Source organism: Pseudomonas mohnii (assembly GCF_900105115.1).
In the GTDB taxonomy this organism is placed as follows: domain Bacteria; phylum Pseudomonadota; class Gammaproteobacteria; order Pseudomonadales; family Pseudomonadaceae; genus Aquipseudomonas; species Aquipseudomonas mohnii.
In genome coordinates, this window is sequence record NZ_FNRV01000001.1 from 736195 (window position 1) to 750106 (window position 13912).

Sequence of the window (13912 nt, forward strand, 5' to 3'; positions counted from 1 at the left end):
CGATGAAATCTGCGACGATTGATAAATCGCCATGGCGTCAGTCCGGTTAAACACGTTTCTCTGAAACAATGAAAAACGGGCCTTTTCCGTCTACTTTGTAGGATTCTGCGACAGCTTGGCGTTTGGCGATCCGGGAGCTGGCACGTATGATGCTTCACAAACTTCCGCAGATTAGAAGCCTATGTCCCTGATAGTTCTACTGCTTCTGCCTTTCATAGGCAGCTGTCTGGCAGCCGTGCTGCCACACAACGCGCGTAATACCGAATCCCTGTTGGCTGGCCTGGTGGCCTTGATCGGCACCCTTCAGGTCGCGCTCCTGTACCCGCAAATCGCCCATGGCGGCGTAATCCGTGAAGAGTTCTTCTGGCTGCCCAGCCTGGGCCTGAACTTTGTCTTGCGCATGGACGGTTTCGCCTGGCTGTTCTCGATGCTGGTACTGGGCATCGGCACGCTGGTGTCCCTGTACGCGCGTTACTACATGTCGCCGGACGATCCGGTGCCTCGCTTCTTTGCGTTTTTCCTGGCGTTCATGGGCGCCATGCTCGGGCTGGTGATCTCCGGCAACCTGATTCAGATCGTGTTTTTCTGGGAGCTGACCAGCCTCTTTTCATTCCTGCTGATCGGCTACTGGCACCACCGGGCCGATGCCCGGCGCGGAGCCTATATGGCGCTGATGGTCACCGGCGCTGGCGGTCTGTGCCTGCTGGCGGGGGTCATGCTGCTTGGCCATGTGGTCGGCAGCTATGACCTGGACAAGGTCCTGGCCGCCGGCGATCTGATTCGCGCACATGCCCTCTACCCCATTCTGCTCCCCCTGATCCTGATCGGCGCGCTGAGCAAAAGCGCGCAATTCCCCTTCCACTTCTGGCTGCCCCACGCCATGGCGGCGCCGACACCGGTGTCGGCCTATCTGCACTCGGCGACCATGGTCAAGGCCGGGGTGTTTCTGCTGGCACGGTTGTGGCCATCGCTGTCCGGCAGCGAAGAATGGTTCTACATCGTCAGCGGGGCCGGGGCCTGCACCCTGTTGCTCGGCGCCTATTGCGCGATGTTCCAGAACGACCTCAAGGGCCTGCTGGCCTACTCGACGATCAGCCACCTGGGCCTGATCACCCTGCTGCTGGGCCTGAACAGTCCGCTGGCGGCCGTGGCAGCAGTGTTTCACATCCTCAACCATGCCACCTTCAAGGCCTCGCTGTTCATGGCCGCCGGGATTATCGACCACGAAAGCGGCACCCGAGACATTCGCCGGCTCAACGGCCTGTTCAAGCTGATTCCGTTCACCGCGACCCTGGCCATGGTCGCCAGTGCCTCCATGGCCGGCGTGCCATTGCTCAACGGCTTCCTCTCAAAAGAGATGTTCTTCGCCGAAACGGTGTTCATCAACGCCACAGCCTGGGTCGAGATGACCCTGCCGATCGTCGCGACCATCGCCGGCACCTTCAGCGTCGCCTACTCCCTGCGGTTCACCGTGGACGTGTTCTTCGGCCCGACCGCCACCGACCTGCCCCACACCCCGCACGAACCGCCACGCTGGATGCGCGCGCCGGTCGAGTTGCTGGTGTTCACCTGCCTGGTGGTGGGCATTTTCCCTGCCCAGGTGGTGGGCCCGCTGCTCGCCGCGGCCGCGCTGCCGGTGGTGGGCGGCACCTTGCCGGAGTACAGCCTGGCGATCTGGCACGGCTGGAACGCGCCGATGATCATGAGCCTGATCGCCATGTCCGGCGGCATCGTGGTGTATCTGCTGCTGCGTAATCAGCTCAAGCGCGGGCGCTTCCGCTACCCGCCGCTGATTGGACGGTTCAACGGCAAGCGCCTGTTCGAACGCGTCCTGGTGATCAAAATGCGCCTGGCCCGGCGCCTGGAACGACGGATCAGTACCAAACGCCTGCAGACCCAGCTGTTCCTGATGGTGCTCGCCGCCGTGCTGGCCGGCTTGATTCCGATGTTGCACAGCAGCCTGCACTGGGGCGACCGGCCGAAGATTCCGGGCTCGATCGTGTTCGTCATCCTGTGGCTGCTGGCGATTGCCTGCGCCCTTGGCGCCGCCTGGCAGGCCAAGTACCACCGTCTCGCCGCCCTGACCATGGTCAGCGTCTGCGGCCTGATGACCTGCGTGACCTTTGTCTGGTTCTCGGCGCCGGACCTGGCCCTGACGCAGCTGGTGGTCGAAGTGGTGACCACGGTGCTGATCCTGCTGGGCCTGCGCTGGCTGCCCCGACGGATCGAAGAAGTCTCGCCCTTGCCGAGCAGCCTGCGCAAAGCGCGCATCCGCCGTATCCGTGACTTGCTGCTGTCGACCGTGGTCGGCGGCGGCATGGCGTTGCTGGCCTATGCGATGCTGACCCGACAGACACCCAACGACATTTCCTCGTTCTACCTCAGCCGCGCTCTGCCTGAAGGCGGTGGCAGTAACGTAGTGAACGTGATGCTGGTGGACTTCCGCGGCTTCGACACCCTGGGCGAAATCACCGTGCTGGTGGCCGTGGCCCTGACCGTGTTCGCCTTGCTGCGACGTTTCCGCCCACCGAAAGAAAGCCTGCAACTGCCGGCGCAACAACGCCTGCTGGCGCCCGACGTGGTTACTGACCTGGTCAACCCGCGCCAAGCCAGCGACACCGCCCTGGGCTTCATGATGGTCCCGGCGGTGCTGGTGCGCCTGCTGCTGCCGATTGCCCTGGTGGTGTCCTTTTACCTGTTCATGCGCGGGCACAACCAACCGGGTGGCGGTTTCGTCGCGGGGCTGGTGATGTCAGTCGCGTTCATCCTGCAATACATGGTCGCCGGCACCCAATGGGTCGAAGCGCAAATGAGCCTGCGACCGCTGCGCTGGATGAGCACCGGCCTGCTGTTCGCCACCGTCACGGGCCTGGGCGCCATGGCGGTCGGGTATCCATTCCTCACCACTCACACCTGGCATCTGGACCTGCCCGTGCTGGGCGACATTCATCTGGCCAGCGCTCTGTTCTTTGACATTGGCGTGTACGCCGTGGTGGTGGGCTCGACGCTGCTGATCCTCACCGCCCTCGCCCACCAATCGGTTCGGGGTCACAAAACGGCTGCGCAGCCAAAACCCGTCGCCATGAAGGAGACCGTCTGATGGAAGAAGTCATTGCCATCGCCATCGGCGTACTGGCCGCGTCCGGCGTCTGGCTGATCCTGCGGCCACGGACGTTCCAGGTGGTCATGGGCCTGTGCCTGCTGTCCTATGGCGTCAACCTGTTCATCTTCAGCATGGGCAGCCTGTTCATCGGCAAGGAGCCGATCATCAAGGACGGCGTGCCGCAGGACCTTCTGCATTACACCGACCCGTTGCCGCAGGCGCTGGTCCTCACGGCGATCGTGATCAGCTTCGCCATGACCGCGCTGTTCCTCGTGGTTTTGCTGGCCTCTCGGGGCCTGACCGGCACCGACCATGTGGATGGCCGGGAGCCTAAAGAATGAATGCAATGACGCACCTGATCGCGGCCCCGATTCTGCTGCCGCTGCTGACCGCCGCCATCATGCTGATGCTCGGCGAGAAACGTCGCCCGCTCAAAGCGAAGATAAACCTGTTCTCCAGCCTGCTGGGCCTGGGCATTTCCGTCTTGCTGCTGCAATGGACACAAACCACCGGCGTGCCCGGCTCCATAGGCGTCTACCTGCCGGGCAACTGGCAGACGCCGTTCGGCCTGGTGCTGGTGGTCGATCGCCTCTCCGCGTTGATGCTGGTACTGACCGGCATCATCGGCGTCAGCGCGTTGCTGTTCGCCATGGCGCGCTGGGACAGTGCCGGCTCGAGTTTCCATGCGCTGTTCCAGATTCAGTTGATGGGCCTGTATGGCGCCTTCCTGACGGCGGACCTGTTCAACCTGTTCGTGTTCTTTGAAGTGCTGCTGGCCGCTTCCTATGGCCTGATGCTGCACGGTTCGGGTCGCGCGCGGGTGTCGGCGGGGCTGCACTACATCTCGATCAACCTGCTGGCCTCGACCCTGTTCCTGATTGGCGCGGCGCTGATCTACGGCGTCACCGGCACCTTGAACATGGCCGACCTGGCGTTGAAGATTCCGCTGGTGCCGGAGGCCGATCGCGGCCTGCTGCATGCCGGTGCAGGCATTCTCGCGGTAGCGTTCCTGGCCAAGGCCGGGATGTGGCCGCTGAACTTCTGGCTGGTGCCGGCCTATTCCTCGGCGAGCGCGCCAGTGGCAGCGATGTTCGCGATCATGACCAAGGTCGGCATCTACACCCTGCTGCGCCTGTGGACCCTGCTGTTCTCCGGGCAGGCCGGGGCGTCGGCGTACTTCGCCGGCGACTGGCTGATCTACGGCGGCATGGCGACCATCGTCTGCGCGGCCATAGCGATCCTCGCCGCGCAACGGTTGGAGCGCATGGCCAGCCTGAGCATTCTGGTGTCGGCGGGCATTCTGTTGTCGGCCATCGGTTTCGCCCAACCCAACCTGATCGGCGCGGCGCTGTTCTATCTGGTCAGCTCGACCCTCGCACTGAGCGCGCTGTTCCTGCTGGCCGAATTGATCGAGCGTTCGCGCTCGGCCGTCGAGATCCCGCTGGAAGATGAAAACGAGATGCTGCCACGACCGCTGCAAGCTTCGGCACCGGTCAAAGGCATCAACCTCGACGACGATCTCAAAGCCGTGGTCGGCCAGGTGATTCCCTGGACCATGGCCTTCCTCGGCTTGAGCTTCATTGCCTGCGCGCTGTTGATCATCGGCATGCCACCGCTCTCTGGGTTCATTGGCAAACTCGGCCTGCTCAGCGCCCTGCTCAACCCACTGGGCCTGGGCAGTGCCGGCGACGAGCCGGTGTCGAACGCGGCGTGGGGGTTGCTGGCGTTGCTGATCCTCTCCGGGCTGGCCTCGCTGGTCGCCTTTTCGCGCCTGGGCATCCAGCGTTTCTGGACGCCGCAAGAACGACCGTCGCCGGTCCTGCGGCGGCTGGAGTGCGTGCCGATTTTCGCGCTGTTGGGTCTGAGCATCCTGTTGACCTTCAAGGCCGAACCACTGTTGCGCTACACCCAGGCGGCCGCCGACACCTTGAACAACCCGCAGCAGTATGTGATGGCCGTGCTCGGCACCCGGGCAGTGCCCAGCCCGGAATCCAAGGCCGCGCTGCTGGAGGTGCAACCATGAAGCGCCTGTTTCCTGCACCATGGTTGTCGCTGGCGCTGTGGCTGTTGTGGCTGGTGCTGAACCTGTCGATGAGTCCCGGCAATTTGTTGCTGGGTGCAATGCTGGGGTTCTGCGCACCGTTGATGATGCGCAAATTGCGCCCGCTGCCGATCCGCATCCGCCGGCCGGGGGTGATCCTGCGCCTGTTCCTGATGGTCGGACGCGATGTGGTGGTGTCCAACCTCGCCGTGGCCTGGAGCGTGCTCAACGCCGGGCGCCGGCCACCGCGCTCGCGGTTCATCAAGGTACCGCTGGACCTGCGCGACGCCAACGGCCTGGCGACGCTGTCGATGATCTGCACCGTGGTGCCTGGCACGGTCTGGTCGGAACTGGCGCTGGACCGCAGCATTCTGCTGTTGCATGTCTTCGATCTGGAAGACGAAGCACTGTTCATTGAGCACTTCAAGGCGACCTACGAGCGCCCGTTGATGGAGATATTCGAATGAGCGCCCTGCTATCGAATGCAATTATGCTGAGCCTGTTGCTGTTTTCCGTGGCGATGATTCTGACCCTCATCCGCCTGTTCAAGGGCCCGTCGGCCCAGGACCGGGTACTGGCACTGGACTACCTGTACATCATCGCGATGCTGATGATGCTGGCACTGGGCATTCGCTATGCCAGTGACACTTACTTCGAGGCAGCGCTGCTGATAGCGCTGTTTGGCTTCGTCGGCTCGTTTGCCCTGGCGAAATTCCTGCTGCGTGGCGAGGTGATCGAATGAGCGCGCAACTGTCTGTGTGGGTGGAAATCCCGGTGGTCATCCTGCTGGTACTCAGCAGTCTGTTTGCATTGGTCGGTGCCATCGGTCTGGTGCGAATGAAGGATTACTTCCAGCGCATGCACCCGCCGGCGCTGGCCTCGACCCTGGGCGCCTGGTGCGTGGCACTGGCCTCGATCATCTACTTTTCGGCACTCAAGTCCGCGCCGGTGCTGCACGCCTGGCTGATTCCGATTCTGCTGGCGATTACCGTGCCGGTGACCACCTTGCTGTTGGCCAGGGCGGCGCTGTTTCGCAAGCGCATGGCGGGGGATGATGTGCCGGCGGAGGTGTCCAGCCGGCACAGCGAAAGCGGTCGCTAATTAAACGTTTTGCGCTGACCGGGCTGACCCTATCGCGAGCAGGCTCGCGATAGATTCAGACCCAGGCCACCGCCAACAACCCCGCCCCCAGCACCACACACAACGGCGAGTAAACCCAGGTATCCAGCCGGGCAAACTTCGAGCCCTTGACCTCTTTGAAAAAGCCCACCAGGTCCGAATCCCCAATGGCCCGGGCGAACATCATGATCGCGATGGCACTGATCAGCCATTGCAGCGCCCAATGGGACACCGCCGGCACCCACCACCCCACGCGCAAGCACACCAGCAATGAAATCAGCAACAGCGCACCGGCCACCATCAGCGTGATCCAGCCCCGCGGTCTGAAGGCCGGTCGCAATTTCAGCCCGCCTTCCACCGGCACTTGCGGCACCACCGCCACGGCGGCCCATTCGCCACCCAAAGCCCAGTAGACATGCATCAGGCTGATCGCGGCGAAGATCATCACCAGCCATTGAGCCAACACCAGAGTCATGGTCAGAAATCCTTGAAAGGAATTTGAACAAAATCATCCTAGTTGGCATTTCCTGAACTGCACGAACTTGTCGGTCCGACCCGACCAACGCCACCGCCGGCCATCGCCGACGGCCTCAGAGCCCGGCGGACACCTTGTCCGCCACCTCCTTGGGCAGCCAGGCTTTCCACACATCCGGGTGTGCCTTCATGAACGCCTCGGCGGCCTGGCGCGGCGCGGTGTGTTTCTCGCTCATCTCGGCCAGGGCCTTGTTCAACGGATCGATGGGCAGATCGACCTTGGTGAAGAACTCGGCAATCTGCGGGTACTGTTTCTGGAACGGCGTGGACACGCCAATGGACAGTTTCGAAGCCAGCGAACGGGTCGGTTTCGGATTGGGATTGTCAGCATCGGTCAGGGTTTTCCAGGCTTCGGCGTCGAACGGAGGCTCTTGCAGTTGAATCAATTTGAATCGACCGAGCAGCGGCGTGGGCGACCAATAATAGAACAGCACCGGTTTGCCGCGACGGATAGAGGAACTGATCTCCGCGTCCAGTGCCGCGCCGGAACCACTGCGGAAGTTCACGTAGCTGTCTTCCAGCCCATACGCCCTGAGCTTCTGTTTGTTGACCACTTCCGAAGTCCAGCCGATGGGGCTGTTGAGGAACCGTCCCTTGGTCGGGGCTTCCGGGTCCTTGAACACCTCTTTGTAGCGCGGCAGGTCAGTGACACTGCGCAGATCCGGCGCCAGCGGCTTGATGCCCCTGGCCGGGTCACCCTTGATCACATACTCCGGCACCCACCAGCCTTCGGTGGCGCCCTTGACCGTATCCCCCAGGCTCACCACCTTGCCTTCGGCCTCCGCCTTGACCCAGACCGGACTGCGCCCGGCCCATTCCTCGCCAATGACCTGAATGTCATTGTTGGCCAGGGCGGTTTCCAGGGTAATGGTGGTGCCCGGCAAGGTGTCGGTCGGCAACCCGTAGCCCTTCTCGACAATGATGCGCAGGATATCGGTGATCAGGCTGCCACTCTCCCAATTCAGGTCGGCGAAGTGGATCGGTGCCTGGGCAGCCGATACGGGAACCGATGACGCCAACAACCCGAAAGTGGCCAGGGCAGCGGCCAGCAACCGTCGAAAACCTTTCATGCTTTACACCTCGTGCTGTTCACAGCAATCGCAGGATGGCCTGGCAAAAGGCCGCGAAGCCTCTGAATAGTCAGTCAACTGACTGTAGTAGAGGTTCCCGCTTTCGAGGGGGCATGCCCTGGTTTTAGGAAGTTTCCTGCAAGCGCGCCAGTTCTCTTCTGACCATGCTGGCATACGCTGCCGGGCGCAACGCGTAGATCTGCGAGGCCACCCAATTCAGCCAGGCTCCCTGCAGCACAGCCTTCTGCCCGAACAGCCGTTGGGCCTCGGCTTGAGCGTTGGCGAGGTTCTGCTCATGGAAGTCGGCGCGGGTCAGGCTCATTACTCGCTGGCCTTGAACGTCACCAGTTCACCCTTGCGCCACTTGGCGGCCTTGGCTGTCACGGCCTTGAGGGTTTTGGTCAGGCCTTCCTGCAACTGCTCGTGGGCGGCGAACACCGTCACCACGTTGTGACCCTCCTTGAACACGATGGCATGGCCGTCGGCGGTGGTGACAAAGGCATAATCGCCCAGGCCGTAGACCGTCAGTTTGATATCACGGAATTTGATTTCCAGTTTGCCGCCTTCGCGACTGGGCAAAACCGAGGCACTGAAATGATCGCCAACCTTGAGTTTGAGCCCGGGTTTATCGTCTACCACCAGCGCTGACTCGGTGTCGATTTCGGCAACGTAAATGCCTTCAGCGTTCTGTTCGGTGATGTAAACGAAACGTGACTGAAACTGTTTAACAAGCTTTGCGCGCAAATCACCCAGCACGAACAAAGCATGCATATCGAGATTACTTACTGCCAAGGAAACATCCCCACATCTGAAAATGACGCTGCACGCGAAAACAGCGCACAGCCAAAAAAAGCGGCAATGCCGAAGGTGAAGCCAGATAACCCGAATTGAAATCCTGAGATGAGCAGGAGGCTCATCCATCACGACGCTTGAGCAGACTACTGGATGTCGCTCACATCGTCTTGCCTGACGTTCGTCAAAGGTTGAAGGAAAACGCCCTTCGTACGGCCAGATAAGTGCGGACTATCAACTTCAAGGAAAATTCTCTCAAAAAAAAGCACTTTTCTGACATATCGCCAGAAAGAAATTGCTTTAGATAAACATCGATCACCCACCAGTGGGGGTGATTCTAGAGCAGCGACGCTCATCGAGACTACCCATACCGTCGTACATACGTCGGTAAAACAATGAAAAGGACTTCATATGTGCACACTGACACACTTCGCTCATCCCCAAACGCTGCATCCGGCGGTGTTACAGCACCCTGAACGGGTCACCCACATCCCCGGCCCACCGAAGTTCCAGGTGATATTGGCCGGCAATGCTTTCTTCCATATCAAAGAAATTTCCACAGGACATGTAAGAGGTTTCCGCGGTGATCACAACGAAGCCTGCGCGCTCGCCCGGTCACTTGAATCACGTACCTGACCGGATCGCGCCTTGCCTTTGGATAGACGTTTCGTCATGCCGGCGACTTAACTCAGCCGCCGGCCTGCAACAACTGCCATACTGCCCGGCCAACGATACGCCCCCCTCTCTGGGTGGGCGGCGTTAAACAAAACAGTTATTTCCAAGGGAAGGCAGCTACGTGACGGAATTTGATATCGGCGAATTTTTTATTTGGGGCGAAGCCAGAGAGGTCGACGGCGAATTCCAGGCTGTCATTGTCATGCGCGCCAAGCCGCCGCTGAATACCGTGAGCTACCATCAGGTCGAAAAAGATCGCTGGTTCAAAACCTCGGACGTCGCCGCCACCGCGGCCCAGGAATCCGCCAGGGAGTTGAAGGCGGCCGTCGATGCAGGTGCATTGAAAGCCTGATGTTCGAGTTTGCGGTCTATGCTCACTGCTGCGTTTGAACATCGCTTTCGAACTCCTGACGCGCGGCCCCCTCAGATGCAATGTAGCCGCGCCTCAGATCTCGTACTCGACGTGACCGACCCGCTGCAAGGAGATGAAGATGGAATCACCGACACACGACTTGAAAGGTTTGTTCGACCAGCTCGGCCTGGACTCCACCCAGAAAGCTATCGACGATTTCATTGCCAGCCATTCACCGTTGCCCGACGACAAGAAACTCATCGACGCCGAGTTCTGGACGCCGCAACAGGCAGGCTTCCTGAAAGAACAATTGCGTGAAGATGCCGACTGGGCGCGGGTGGTCGACGACTTGAACCTGCGTATGCATCAAATTCACTAACCCCGGGCGTAACGCAGGCTGCCAGGTGTTGCAGTATTCAATTGCGCCAACCAGGCAGCCTTGCACTCCTCCGCTTCATCGCGACTGGAAAACGCCGTCCCCCGGCGCTCACCGTTGAGCAGCACCACCCAGCAGACACTCTGCCCCAACGCCCGCAAACTGGCGGGCACACCGCTGCCAATCATCACCGCAACATCAACCTTACCGTCCATGCTGACCTCTCGAGCTCAGTTAGCAACCTAACTATGCCGGCATGTTAATCAGCGGATACGAGCGGAAAAAGCAGCGGCCCCGCACAGCAGAGTTGCCAAAACCGTAACAATAAAGCACCCCATCCCACCTGCTGGAGCCGGTTTGACGGGCTCCTGCGAAAGACGCCATTCAGGACGACCACTGTATCTGTGGCGAGCGAGCTTGCTCGTCATAGCAGAAGTGGTCGTCCTTATCTGAACAGCATCAAGTCGCTAGCGCGGATTTTCCGGCTTGTAACCCAGGCGCAAACCGCCCCAATGACGACCCTTGAGCAGGATCGGCACCGACAGGTCGTGCATGAGTTCTCCGGTATCGCGAGTGTAGGTTTGCAGCAGCACCGCCTGCTGGTGGCTGCCGCAACGGACGCCGGTGCGGTCGGCGAATTTGCGTTTGGTGCGGTTTTGCAAGGTATCGACCTGCACATCGCCGGTCAGCGGCTGGCTGAAGACTTTGTTGTGGGTCGGCACGTAGCCTTGTGGGGTGCAGGCAATGGCGAACACCAGGCCTTCATGGCGCGGCAACAGCGGCTCCTGAATCGCTGGCAAGACCTGATCGGTGTAGCGGTCGAAGCGCGTCTGGTACTTGGGCGGGCTGGTGTCGGGGATTGCCTGATAGTTTCGGTCGAACAGGTCATCGAGACTGATACGTCCGGCATCGATGTCCGCTTCGAATCGCGCGGTAATCTGGCTCGCCCCTTCGCGGGCCAGGTCGTAGATCCGCTGGTGATAGTCATCCAGCCCGACTTCCGCCAGGCGCTCACTGATGGTTTCGGCCTGACCTTCCATCTGCACCGCGGCCTGAGCCAGACGCTGAGTCTGCTGGTCGCTGATGGCCAGGTCGCTGCGCATCTGTTCGATGGCATGAAACAGGCTGTCGAGCTGTTCGCGATTGGTCTCTGCGCCTCGGGCAATTTCCCCGACCTGATGTTCGACACTGGCCGCCAGCCGCGCGATGTTATCCAGATGCTGCCCCGTGTGCTCGACCTGCTGGACGCCGGTGTCGAGGTCGCTGGACAGTTGACGGATCTGCTCCACCACTTGCGCGGTGCGTTGCTGGATATCGGCCACCATCTCCCCGACTTCACCGGTCGCCGTGGCGGTGCGCGCGGCGAGGCCACGAACCTCGTCGGCCACCACCGCAAAACCACGCCCGTGCTCCCCGGCGCGCGCCGCTTCGATGGCGGCGTTCAACGCCAGCAAGTTGGTCTGGCTGGCGATGGACTGAATCACCAAGGTGACCCGCTGAATGTCATCGCTGCGCAGGCTCAGGGCCTCGATCAGCTCGCGGCTGTTACTGGCGCGCTGACTGAGCTGATGCATGCGCGCAATCGACTCGATCAGTTCGGTTCGCCCGGCCACGCCACTCTGATGCGCCTCGCTGGCAGCGCTCAGGGCTTCGCGACTGAGGGTCGAGGTGGCTTGTTCGGTGGCAATCATCACTTCGGCGTTGCTGACGATCTGCGCCGCCGCACCGAGTTGCGATTGCAGCTTGTCCGCCAGTTGCTTGACCGAAAAGGCCACGCCTGCGGCCGACAAGGCGTTATGACTGGTGGTGTAGGAAAGATCGCGGGTTAACGCGGAGATGGCGCTGGACGTATCCGCCGGAACCGCTTCAGGTGCCGCACGCGAACGCAGGCGAGGGAGCCAGATAATGAGCACCGCCAATGGCAGGCTCAGGTAAAGCGACCAGCCCCCCACCGTCATGCCACACAGCAACAGCATCAGGGCGATGCTCTGCAGCGACGGCGTCAGCCAGCGGTGTTTCGGCAAAAGTACTGGTGCAGGCACTGCCGCAACCAGAGATCCGTCTCTCGTCATCGTTATCACCCCGCCATCTTCTAATTGTTGTCATCGCATTAAACGCCAGCAGAAAGCCATTATCCATGGGCCTTTAGTCGTGGTCGTTGCAGCAGATCAATAGAAGTGCGGAGCTTTACGCAGGCGTCGAAAAGCAAAGATCGCAGCCTTCGGCAGCGCCGACCGGACGGTAGGCAGGCGCTGACGAAGGCTGCGATCTTTTCACAGGCTACCCGAATTAAACGGGCGGCCTTGCAGAATCACGCTTGACGCTGGTGCTTGTCGATCTGCTCGTGACGCTCTTGAGCTTCGATGCAGTACTTGGTCGTCGGGCTGATCAGCAGGCGTTTCAGGCCGATGGGCTCACCGCTGTCATCGCACCAGCCGAAGCTGTCTTCCTTGATGCGTTCCAGGGCTTGTTCCAACTGAGGCAGCATGCGCTGATCGCGATCGATCGCGTTCACCAGCCAGGTGCGCTCTTCTTCGACGGAAGCCGCGTCAGCCGGATCGGCCGGGGTGTCCAGGCTCTCGATGGCAATGCGGTTCTGTTCGATGCGCTCATGGGTTTCGACTTTCATGTTCTGCAACAGCTCGGCGAAAAAAGCATGTTGCTCGGCATTCATGTAGTCATCCGCCGGCATGGCCAGCAACTTGTCCTTTGTCATTGATATCTCTATAAAAAAACGTGCATTAAGGCGAATAAGGGAGCTTTCCGGCGGACCTGGGCAGGCCATCGGAAAGGCGCCGTTTGTTCCAAGCGCCACCCGGCACTCAATTTACGAGGGGCGGCAGTCTAAGGCCGACTTGAGGCCTCAGCAACTGAAAAGACAGCGAATTTTCCCGGCAAAGCCTCGAAAATGATCTAAGGCGGGCATCGGAGTGCGTTTATAGCAAGAAATTCAATCCAGCGGAGGTATATAGAAGACAAATGGCTACCGGCACGCTCCCATTTTCACGCCAGACCATCTCAGCTAAGGTTGTCCGTCCCGAAGTGGCTATTTCAAGGAGCGGTTAAATGAAGCTGATCGGCATGCTGGATTCGCCCTACGTACGACGCGTCGCCATTTCTGCCAAACGCCTGGGCATTGCGCTGGAGCATGAATCGGTTTCGGTGTTCAGGCACTTCGAGCAGTTCCAGCAGATCAACCCGGTGGTCAAGGCCCCCACGCTGGTGCTGGATGATGGCGAAGTCCTGATGGATTCGACCCTGATCATCGATTACCTGGAGGCACTGGCCGAACCTGGCCGCAGCCTGATGCCCAAGGGTATCGAGCAACGTGTGCGCTCGTTGCGCCTGATCGGGCTGGCGTTGGCAGCCTGCGAAAAATCGGTACAGCTCTATTACGAGCGCAACTTACGGCCGGCAGAGATTCAATACGAACCCTGGGTTGAGCGGGTCGAAGGACAACTAGCGGCGGCTTATTCAGCCCTGGAACGGGAACTGGAAAAACACCCGCTGAAAACCGACGGTTCGATTGATCAGGATGGACTCACCCTCGCCGTGGCCTGGAGCTTTACCAACCTGGTGGTGCCGGATCAGGTCGCCGGGGCGCAATGGCCGCGAATCGCTGCATTCACCGAGTATGCCGAAGGGCTTGAGGCGTTTGTCAGTACGCCGATTGACTGACAGACAGGCGGCGCCTGATCTGGCCTCCAACAAAAATGCCGCTTCTGCCAAAGGCAGAAGCGGCAGAGGCACAAGCCCCGGAAGATCAGTGCATGAACAGCGCGATCAGAATGATGATCGGGATGGGTACACCAAGAAAGAACAACAGTAATGAGCGCATGGTGTTTCTCCT

Annotated in this window: 18 protein-coding genes; 11 read left to right on the forward strand and 7 right to left on the reverse strand. The window is 60.5% G+C overall.

Translation table 11 applies throughout. The annotated features are described in order from the left end of the window. The first annotated feature begins 181 nt into the window (after nucleotides 1–181). From BLV61_RS03230 to BLV61_RS03255, 6 genes are read left to right on the forward strand one after another with little or no spacing between them, the layout of a single operon-like run. Nucleotides 182–3100, forward strand: a complete 2919-nt coding sequence (locus BLV61_RS03230; protein WP_090462465.1) for a monovalent cation/H+ antiporter subunit A — start codon at nucleotides 182–184, stop codon at nucleotides 3098–3100. Beyond that, a complete protein-coding gene (locus tag BLV61_RS03235; RefSeq protein WP_007986256.1) occupies nucleotides 3100–3444 on the forward strand; it encodes a Na+/H+ antiporter subunit C in 345 nt (114 codons plus the stop codon). The genes BLV61_RS03230 and BLV61_RS03235 overlap by 1 nt, the downstream gene beginning before the upstream one ends. Beyond that, on the forward strand, nucleotides 3441–5126 hold the full coding sequence (locus tag BLV61_RS03240; protein ID WP_090462467.1) for a monovalent cation/H+ antiporter subunit D: 1686 nt from the start codon (nucleotides 3441–3443) through the stop codon (nucleotides 5124–5126). The genes BLV61_RS03235 and BLV61_RS03240 overlap by 4 nt, the downstream gene beginning before the upstream one ends. Beyond that, nucleotides 5123–5611, forward strand: coding sequence for a Na+/H+ antiporter subunit E (locus BLV61_RS03245; RefSeq protein ID WP_047530014.1), 489 nt, complete (start codon nucleotides 5123–5125; stop codon nucleotides 5609–5611). The genes BLV61_RS03240 and BLV61_RS03245 overlap by 4 nt, the downstream gene beginning before the upstream one ends. Beyond that, the gene (locus tag BLV61_RS03250; protein ID WP_047530017.1) at nucleotides 5608–5886 is read left to right on the forward strand and encodes a K+/H+ antiporter subunit F; all 279 of its coding nucleotides are present in this window, start codon (nucleotides 5608–5610) and stop codon (nucleotides 5884–5886) included. The genes BLV61_RS03245 and BLV61_RS03250 overlap by 4 nt, the downstream gene beginning before the upstream one ends. Beyond that, on the forward strand, nucleotides 5883–6245 hold the full coding sequence (locus BLV61_RS03255; protein ID WP_047530019.1) for a Na+/H+ antiporter subunit G: 363 nt from the start codon (nucleotides 5883–5885) through the stop codon (nucleotides 6243–6245). Before BLV61_RS03250 ends, BLV61_RS03255 begins: the two co-directional genes overlap by 4 nt. A gap of 55 nt (nucleotides 6246–6300) precedes the next feature. Here the strand turns inward: BLV61_RS03255 and BLV61_RS03260 are convergent, their stop codons facing one another. The 4 genes from BLV61_RS03260 to BLV61_RS03275 all read right to left on the reverse strand — a co-directional run bounded on the left by BLV61_RS03260 (nucleotide 6301) and on the right by BLV61_RS03275 (nucleotide 8659). Further along, nucleotides 6301–6738 carry a DUF3995 domain-containing protein gene (locus tag BLV61_RS03260; RefSeq protein ID WP_090462469.1) on the reverse strand — a complete coding sequence of 146 codons (438 nt, stop codon included), beginning with the start codon at nucleotides 6736–6738 and terminating at the stop codon, nucleotides 6301–6303. Between the two features lie 115 nt (nucleotides 6739–6853). After that, nucleotides 6854–7867: an ABC transporter substrate-binding protein gene (locus BLV61_RS03265; RefSeq protein WP_047530023.1), complete on the reverse strand. Its 1014-nt coding sequence runs from the start codon at nucleotides 7865–7867 to the stop codon at nucleotides 6854–6856. 124 nt (nucleotides 7868–7991) lie between these two features. Beyond that, complete coding sequence (locus BLV61_RS03270) at nucleotides 7992–8189, reverse strand: hypothetical protein (protein WP_047530026.1); 198 nt, start codon at nucleotides 8187–8189, stop codon at nucleotides 7992–7994. Continuing rightward, nucleotides 8189–8659, reverse strand: coding sequence for a hypothetical protein (locus tag BLV61_RS03275; RefSeq protein WP_047530027.1), 471 nt, complete (start codon nucleotides 8657–8659; stop codon nucleotides 8189–8191). The genes BLV61_RS03270 and BLV61_RS03275 overlap by 1 nt, the downstream gene beginning before the upstream one ends. Between BLV61_RS03275 and BLV61_RS31820 the strand changes: the two genes are divergently transcribed. From BLV61_RS31820 to BLV61_RS03290, 4 genes are all read left to right on the forward strand, one after another. Further along, nucleotides 8633–8758 carry a hypothetical protein gene (locus BLV61_RS31820; protein WP_256590283.1) on the forward strand — a complete coding sequence of 42 codons (126 nt, stop codon included), beginning with the start codon at nucleotides 8633–8635 and terminating at the stop codon, nucleotides 8756–8758. The two genes, BLV61_RS03275 and BLV61_RS31820, sit on opposite strands and share 27 nt — an antisense overlap. A gap of 312 nt (nucleotides 8759–9070) precedes the next feature. Beyond that, entirely contained in the window at nucleotides 9071–9295 is a 225-nt protein-coding gene (locus tag BLV61_RS31495) for a hypothetical protein (RefSeq protein WP_090462471.1), read from the forward strand. Between the two features lie 160 nt (nucleotides 9296–9455). Further along, nucleotides 9456–9686 (forward strand): hypothetical protein, encoded by a 231-nt coding sequence (locus BLV61_RS03285; protein WP_090462473.1) that lies wholly within the window; start codon nucleotides 9456–9458, stop codon nucleotides 9684–9686. A 139-nt stretch (nucleotides 9687–9825) separates the two neighbouring features. Next, complete coding sequence (locus BLV61_RS03290; RefSeq protein ID WP_047530030.1) at nucleotides 9826–10065, forward strand: DUF2789 domain-containing protein; 240 nt, start codon at nucleotides 9826–9828, stop codon at nucleotides 10063–10065. Here BLV61_RS03290 and BLV61_RS03295 read toward each other — a convergent pair. The 3 genes from BLV61_RS03295 to BLV61_RS03305 all read right to left on the reverse strand — a co-directional run bounded on the left by BLV61_RS03295 (nucleotide 10062) and on the right by BLV61_RS03305 (nucleotide 12778). Beyond that, nucleotides 10062–10277 (reverse strand): hypothetical protein, encoded by a 216-nt coding sequence (locus BLV61_RS03295; protein WP_090462476.1) that lies wholly within the window; start codon nucleotides 10275–10277, stop codon nucleotides 10062–10064. The genes BLV61_RS03290 and BLV61_RS03295 overlap by 4 nt on opposite strands. A gap of 252 nt (nucleotides 10278–10529) precedes the next feature. Beyond that, the gene (locus tag BLV61_RS03300; RefSeq protein ID WP_047530034.1) at nucleotides 10530–12134 is read right to left on the reverse strand and encodes a methyl-accepting chemotaxis protein; all 1605 of its coding nucleotides are present in this window, start codon (nucleotides 12132–12134) and stop codon (nucleotides 10530–10532) included. A gap of 239 nt (nucleotides 12135–12373) precedes the next feature. Continuing rightward, nucleotides 12374–12778, reverse strand: a complete 405-nt coding sequence (locus tag BLV61_RS03305) for a TraR/DksA family transcriptional regulator (protein WP_047530036.1) — start codon at nucleotides 12776–12778, stop codon at nucleotides 12374–12376. A gap of 350 nt (nucleotides 12779–13128) precedes the next feature. On the opposite strand from BLV61_RS03305, the gene BLV61_RS03310 reads away from it, so the two are divergent. After that, nucleotides 13129–13740 (forward strand): glutathione S-transferase, encoded by a 612-nt coding sequence (locus BLV61_RS03310; RefSeq protein WP_090462478.1) that lies wholly within the window; start codon nucleotides 13129–13131, stop codon nucleotides 13738–13740. Nucleotides 13741–13912 lie beyond the last annotated feature (172 nt).

Coding starts and splice junctions, on each gene's coding strand:
- BLV61_RS03230 (WP_090462465.1), top strand. CDS start 182: ATGTCCCTGATAGTTCTACTGCTTCTGCCTTTCATAGGCAGCTGTCTG.
- BLV61_RS03235 (WP_007986256.1), top strand. CDS start 3,100: ATGGAAGAAGTCATTGCCATCGCCATCGGCGTACTGGCCGCGTCCGGC.
- BLV61_RS03240 (WP_090462467.1), top strand. CDS start 3,441: ATGAATGCAATGACGCACCTGATCGCGGCCCCGATTCTGCTGCCGCTG.
- BLV61_RS03245 (WP_047530014.1), top strand. CDS start 5,123: ATGAAGCGCCTGTTTCCTGCACCATGGTTGTCGCTGGCGCTGTGGCTG.
- BLV61_RS03250 (WP_047530017.1), top strand. CDS start 5,608: ATGAGCGCCCTGCTATCGAATGCAATTATGCTGAGCCTGTTGCTGTTT.
- BLV61_RS03255 (WP_047530019.1), top strand. CDS start 5,883: ATGAGCGCGCAACTGTCTGTGTGGGTGGAAATCCCGGTGGTCATCCTG.
- BLV61_RS03260 (WP_090462469.1), bottom strand. CDS start 6,738: ATGACTCTGGTGTTGGCTCAATGGCTGGTGATGATCTTCGCCGCGATC.
- BLV61_RS03265 (WP_047530023.1), bottom strand. CDS start 7,867: ATGAAAGGTTTTCGACGGTTGCTGGCCGCTGCCCTGGCCACTTTCGGG.
- BLV61_RS03270 (WP_047530026.1), bottom strand. CDS start 8,189: ATGAGCCTGACCCGCGCCGACTTCCATGAGCAGAACCTCGCCAACGCT.
- BLV61_RS31820 (WP_256590283.1), top strand. CDS start 8,633: ATGCATATCGAGATTACTTACTGCCAAGGAAACATCCCCACATCTGAA.
- BLV61_RS31495 (WP_090462471.1), top strand. CDS start 9,071: ATGTGCACACTGACACACTTCGCTCATCCCCAAACGCTGCATCCGGCG.
- BLV61_RS03290 (WP_047530030.1), top strand. CDS start 9,826: ATGGAATCACCGACACACGACTTGAAAGGTTTGTTCGACCAGCTCGGC.
- BLV61_RS03295 (WP_090462476.1), bottom strand. CDS start 10,277: ATGGACGGTAAGGTTGATGTTGCGGTGATGATTGGCAGCGGTGTGCCC.
- BLV61_RS03300 (WP_047530034.1), bottom strand. CDS start 12,134: ATGACGAGAGACGGATCTCTGGTTGCGGCAGTGCCTGCACCAGTACTT.
- BLV61_RS03305 (WP_047530036.1), bottom strand. CDS start 12,778: ATGACAAAGGACAAGTTGCTGGCCATGCCGGCGGATGACTACATGAAT.
- BLV61_RS03310 (WP_090462478.1), top strand. CDS start 13,129: ATGAAGCTGATCGGCATGCTGGATTCGCCCTACGTACGACGCGTCGCC.